Origin of the sequence: Paenisporosarcina sp. TG20 (assembly GCF_000286315.1) — a bacterium.
Taxonomy (GTDB): domain Bacteria; phylum Bacillota; class Bacilli; order Bacillales_A; family Planococcaceae; genus Paenisporosarcina.
In genome coordinates, this window is record NZ_ALJG01000141.1 from 1 (window position 1) to 5168 (window position 5168).

General features: G+C 36.7%; 6 protein-coding genes. 3 read left to right on the plus strand and 3 right to left on the minus strand.

The genetic code is table 11. The annotated features are described in order from the left end of the window. Both B371_RS21055 and B371_RS0101680 read left to right on the plus strand, forming a co-directional pair. The coding region (locus tag B371_RS21055) for an RNA polymerase sigma factor (RefSeq protein WP_019412587.1) at window positions 1–256 on the plus strand (256 nt) is incomplete at its 5' end. Continuing rightward, window positions 249–1568 carry a DUF4179 domain-containing protein gene (locus tag B371_RS0101680; RefSeq protein ID WP_019412588.1) on the plus strand — a complete coding sequence of 440 codons (1320 nt, stop codon included), beginning with the start codon at window positions 249–251 and terminating at the stop codon, window positions 1566–1568. The genes B371_RS21055 and B371_RS0101680, both read left to right, overlap by 8 nt. Before the next feature lie 70 nt (window positions 1569–1638). On the opposite strand, the gene B371_RS0101685 is transcribed toward B371_RS0101680, so the two are convergent. Together B371_RS0101685 and B371_RS0101690 are read right to left on the minus strand one after the other, a co-directional pair. Then, window positions 1639–2184 carry a GNAT family N-acetyltransferase gene (locus B371_RS0101685; RefSeq protein ID WP_019412589.1) on the minus strand — a complete coding sequence of 182 codons (546 nt, stop codon included), beginning with the start codon at window positions 2182–2184 and terminating at the stop codon, window positions 1639–1641. Window positions 2185–2202: 18 nt separating this feature from the next. Next, window positions 2203–2688: a DinB family protein gene (locus tag B371_RS0101690; protein ID WP_019412590.1), complete on the minus strand. Its 486-nt coding sequence runs from the start codon at window positions 2686–2688 to the stop codon at window positions 2203–2205. A 152-nt stretch (window positions 2689–2840) separates the two neighbouring features. On the opposite strand from B371_RS0101690, the gene hutH reads away from it, so the two are divergent. Next, window positions 2841–4346, plus strand: a complete 1506-nt coding sequence (gene hutH / locus B371_RS0101695) for a histidine ammonia-lyase (protein WP_019412591.1) — start codon at window positions 2841–2843, stop codon at window positions 4344–4346. A 222-nt stretch (window positions 4347–4568) separates the two neighbouring features. Here the strand turns inward: hutH and B371_RS0101700 are convergent, their stop codons facing one another. Further along, window positions 4569–4979 carry a hypothetical protein gene (locus B371_RS0101700; protein WP_019412592.1) on the minus strand — a complete coding sequence of 137 codons (411 nt, stop codon included), beginning with the start codon at window positions 4977–4979 and terminating at the stop codon, window positions 4569–4571. Between the last annotated feature and the right edge of the window lie 189 nt (window positions 4980–5168).

A 5168-nucleotide genomic window follows, 5' to 3' on the forward strand; every position in this document is an offset into this window, starting at 1 on the left:
CACTCAAGCCGAAAGTCGGGTTAATGAAAAATCCGGAACAATCGATTCGGTTCAACTAGAATTGCAGGAAGCCTTGAATAAGTTATCTGAACAGGAACAACAACTGGTGTACATGAAGTATTTTCAAGACGCGAAAATTAAGGATATTGCTTTGATGGAAAACATCCCTGAAGGTACAGTAAAATCGCGTCTCCACAAAATCATGAAAACATTACGCCGACATCTTACAGAGAAAGGGGAGATGGATCATGTATGAAAAAGAAGAAGAAAAATTGGAAGATCTCCGACAGCATCTAGAGCATCTGAATATCCCTACAGAACAAGTAGATGGTGCAATATTACAAGGTTTTAAACGCGCAAAACGTGAACAAGGGATAAAGAAAAAAGGACGCATCCGAAAATATAGTATGCTAGTAGTTGCTGCACTACTTCTAATTACATTGGCAACTTCCATACGAGTTTCCCCTGCCTTCGCAAACGCTGTAGGTTCAATACCCGGTATGGAAAAAATCGTTTCATTGATTCAGTTCGATAAAGGGTTTACAGCTGCTGTTGAAAACGATTATTACCAAGAAATCGGCATTAGCCAAACATATAAAGATGCAACGCTGACCATTGACGGAGTGGTGGCTGACGAGGAACGTATGCTCATTTTTTATACAATCAAAAACCTTGAAGGTTCGGGTGAAATGAGAGCACAAAGAATATCGATGCATGGAGAAGAGGGCAAAAAATTGCCAATTGGAAGTACCTCTTACGGCAATGAGAGCAATAATGAAAGTGATCCTAGCGTGTTTCATGGGACGATAGACATGTCCTTTCAGGAGAAATTGAAAGATACCCAATTTGAAATAAATATGTCCTTTGAAGACGACCATGACAAATTTGATTTCAACTTGAAGTTTGAAATCGCACCCGCTAAAGATTCTGGAAAAACCATTGCTGTAAATAAAACCGTTTCCATCGAAGGACAGAAAATTACGGTTAAAGAAATTAAAATCACGCCGTTGCGTGTGGCAATCCATATCAAGAAGGATCCAGCTAACTCCATGAAAATATTTGAAATAAAAGATTTAGCCCTGAAGAATGAAAAAGGGGAACTTTGGACTTCTACTAAAAACGGACTGGTGGCCAGCCATATAAGCGAGAATGAGCAGATTCTTTATATGGAAAGTAACTACTTTGACCAACCTAAAGAATTAGTCTTAACGATGAGTAAATTACAGGCAATGCCAAAAGAAGAGTCTTATATTTTGGTGGATACGAAAAACAAAAAAATCCTTAAGCAACCAAATGAAAATTATTTTTCCTCCATCGATGTGGTGGATCAAGACCAACGTTTAATGTTGAAATCGACGGTACCTGAAAATTTTCAATATGAATTGTTTACTATGTACATCGATGCAACTGGGAAAGAGTTCTATATTAATGAGTGGGGTGGTGGCAGTGGAGAAAAAATGTTGAAATTACCTGAAGAATCATACACTGGTCCTTTGAAAATGCCATTCTCTTACTACCCACGATGGATAGAAGAAAAAGTTGAAATCGAACTGGAGCTGGAATCATAAATGATGAATAAGGAGCCTGACGCAATGTAAGAGTAAAAACACTTTACATTGCGTCAGGCTCCTTTCATTATTATTTATCATGCCAATCTGCTTTTGTTATGGAAAAGACGAAAGCATCATGGTTTTTTTCACCTTGGTATAAGTAATTTCGCAGTAATCCTTCTTTTTTAAACCCCGACTTAAAGAGCAGTTTCCAAGAAGCTTCATTCTCTGGAAAAGTAACTGCCCCGACACGTGATAATTCAAGTGTTACAAAGCAATGTTCCAACACTTTATCCAATGCCTCTTTAATATATCCCTTGCCCCAATAATCAGGATGTAGGTCATAGCCGACTTCACATTTCTTACTCCATAGTTGTAGATTATTCAAGCCAATCGTACCAGCCAGTTCTTCAGTTTCTTTAACTTGAAGTCCCCATCGAATGGATTGTTTTCTTTCCAAGTTTGTTGCAAAAGACTGTATCATTTTCTCAGCTTGTTCTACTTCAACAAATGGATCCATTCCATAATATCGAGTCACATCTTCACGCGAGAATTGTTTAAAAAGAGTAGAAGCGTGTGATTTGTTCAACTCTATCAGTTGTAATCTTTCTGTTTCTAATATAGGAAATGACATATCCCTACCCCCCCATTTCTATCTGTCCGTTTCTTTAGTAAAGTATATATAATCAATTGCAATACCTTTTATATCAAATTGTCTTAAAAAAGAAGTCACTTGCCCACGGTGGTAGGATGCATGATTGATAAATGTAAAAAACATTTCTTTACGTTTGTTCGAAAACGGATCTCCTCTTAAATTAGTAAACTTTAATACTTGATTCCAATCATCATCTAACAGCGTTGGGAAGTATTGTTCCATTTCTACATGCAACTCCGTAAAAGCTTTTTTAGTTAATGAAACTGTACTAACATCAAACTCAATCCATTCGGGTTTCTCAATACCGGTTAAACGTTTGTACCATATGTAGTCCACACTTAGTATATGTGAATACGTTTCACTGATTGATTTAAATGAATTCTTTGCTTCTTGATGAAAAACCGAAGCATTTTGTGACTCAACATGATCTAATAATTTTTGAGTTGCCCACTTATGATATCGAAACATCGATTGCCAATCCATTATAAGTCCTCCTTTTAAAAAATGTTAATATTTTCTATGTTAACACTTTAATAAGGTAATACACTACCACTGCATCTTGTTATAATTTGGTAAATAGTTATTGAAGTTCTATTATACCACCCTTATACTCGGTGTAGAGGAGTGTGTTCAACATGATTTTATTAACAGGTGAGAATTTAAATATTGAAGAAATGCGCTCTATTTTATTTCAAAATGAAAAAATAGAATTAGATCAAAATGCGTTAATTCGCGTACAAAATAGCCGTGAAGCGGTAGAACGAATCGTAAAAGAAGGTCGCACCGTATATGGGATTAATACAGGGTTTGGTAAGTTTAGTGATGTCAGTATTAATGAAGAGGACGTACGAGCATTACAACTTCATTTAATACGCTCACATGCTTGCGGAATTGGTGAACCGTTTGAGGAACGTGTGTCTCGTGCAATGGTTGTCTTAAGATTAAATGCTTTATTAAAAGGGTTCTCAGGAATTCGTGTAGACGTTTTAGAACGCTTAGCATACATGGTTAATCATTCGATTCATCCAGTCATTCCTTCTCAAGGTTCCCTTGGTGCATCTGGTGATTTAGCACCTTTGTCGCATTTGGCTCTTGTTCTGGTTGGTGAAGGGTTTGTGTGGAGAGGTGGACAACATATAGCAGCTTCAGATCTCTGGTCTGAGCATGCCATTGAACCACTTGTTCTTGAAGCCAAAGAAGGACTCGCATTAATTAATGGGACTCAAGCAATGACAGCTCAAGGTGTCGTAAATTGGTTAGAAGCAGAGACCTTAGCTTATCAAACTGAATGGATTGCAGCGATGACGATGGAAGCGCTTCATGGTATTACGGATGCTTTTCATCCAGCCGTTCATAAAGCCCGTGGTTACGTGGAACAAGTTGATGTTGCCAAAAGAATGCTTGTATGGTTAGAAGGTAGTCAACTAGTTACTGTCCAAGGACAAAAACGTGTTCAAGATGCGTATTCCCTAAGATGCATTCCACAAATACACGGGGCTAGTTGGCAAGTACTTGGTTATGTAAAAGAAAAGTTAGAAATTGAAATGAATGCAGCAACAGATAACCCGCTTATTTTTGAAGATGGCGAAGTCATTATTTCTGGTGGTAATTTTCATGGACAACCAATTGCCTTTGCAATGGACTTCTTAAAGATTGCTGTAGCCGAGCTTGCTAATGTTTCAGAAAGGCGAATTGAACGACTTGTAAATCCGTATCTGAACGAAGGATTGCCGCCATTTTTAAGCCCACAACCAGGACTACAATCAGGCGCAATGATTCTACAATACGCAGCAGCGAGTTTAGTTTCAGAAAATAAAACACTTGCTCATCCTGCATCTGTAGATTCAATTCCATCTTCAGCAAATCAAGAAGACCATGTCAGCATGGGAACAATCGGAGCCCGTCATGCAGGAAACATCATTCAAAATGCGCGTCGTGTGTTAGCGATTGAAACCTTCTGTGCGCTTCAAGGAACTGAGTATCGAGGAAAAGAAAAAATGTCCCCATCTTTACAAGCTAAATGGGATGAATATAGAACATTTACACCATCTATTGATGAGGACCGGATTTTCAGCACAGATATAGAGAGAATTAGTGCTTACTTGAAAAAAGAAACTGGCTTTACCACTTATTCAAACTAATCTTCTCTGCCTGTAATTTAAGGAAAGAGACAATAAAATAGGGAATACATAAAGAGCCTAAATTCACATATGAATTAGGCTCTTTATGTCTGTTAAATACTCGCATTAAAATAATAAAAAGATTATCAATGTAAATGTAAATATTGAACGGAAAAAAACCTAGCCAAAAACAAAATATTAATAAGTCTTATTCAATCAATGCTACACGGTACTTTAAGTAATTCATAAGTTCTTGAATAGAGCATTAATATAGTCGTAATCGATACTATTAGATTTATCAGAGTAGAAGAAACCTTTATACCTTATTTTGTTTTTGCTATTTATGATGAGCTCTTTATGTTCTTTTCCATTGTTACCGTAAATTGTCACTCGGAATTTATAACCCAAATATCCAACACTTAGTTTCCCTTTGTTGAAGGTTATCTTGGTAAGATTGGATATTATATGGTCTATTTCCTTTGAATCCGTAACGGTGAGTTTTTCACCTCGATTACCGTCAAAAATTTCTATTTTTGATACTTTAGAAGGCTTAATGGTGATAATTTTTTTAGGGATATAAGTGGTAGCATATACTCCCCCAAACAATATAATTGCAATTAATATTAATAACAAAATTTTTGTTCTTTTTTTCAAAGTAATTCCCCCTTTTTATTTTTGAGGTTATGGTGCAGTATTTTTGCCGTCCAAAGCGAACCGGAAACCGAAGTCGATACAGATAGTATAACCACTTTCTACTAACACTCAAATCATTAGGAATTGCATAGAAGGACCGGGGCTATTTTGCCCGGTTTTTCTTACAAAATAAGAAAGTATATGACTATA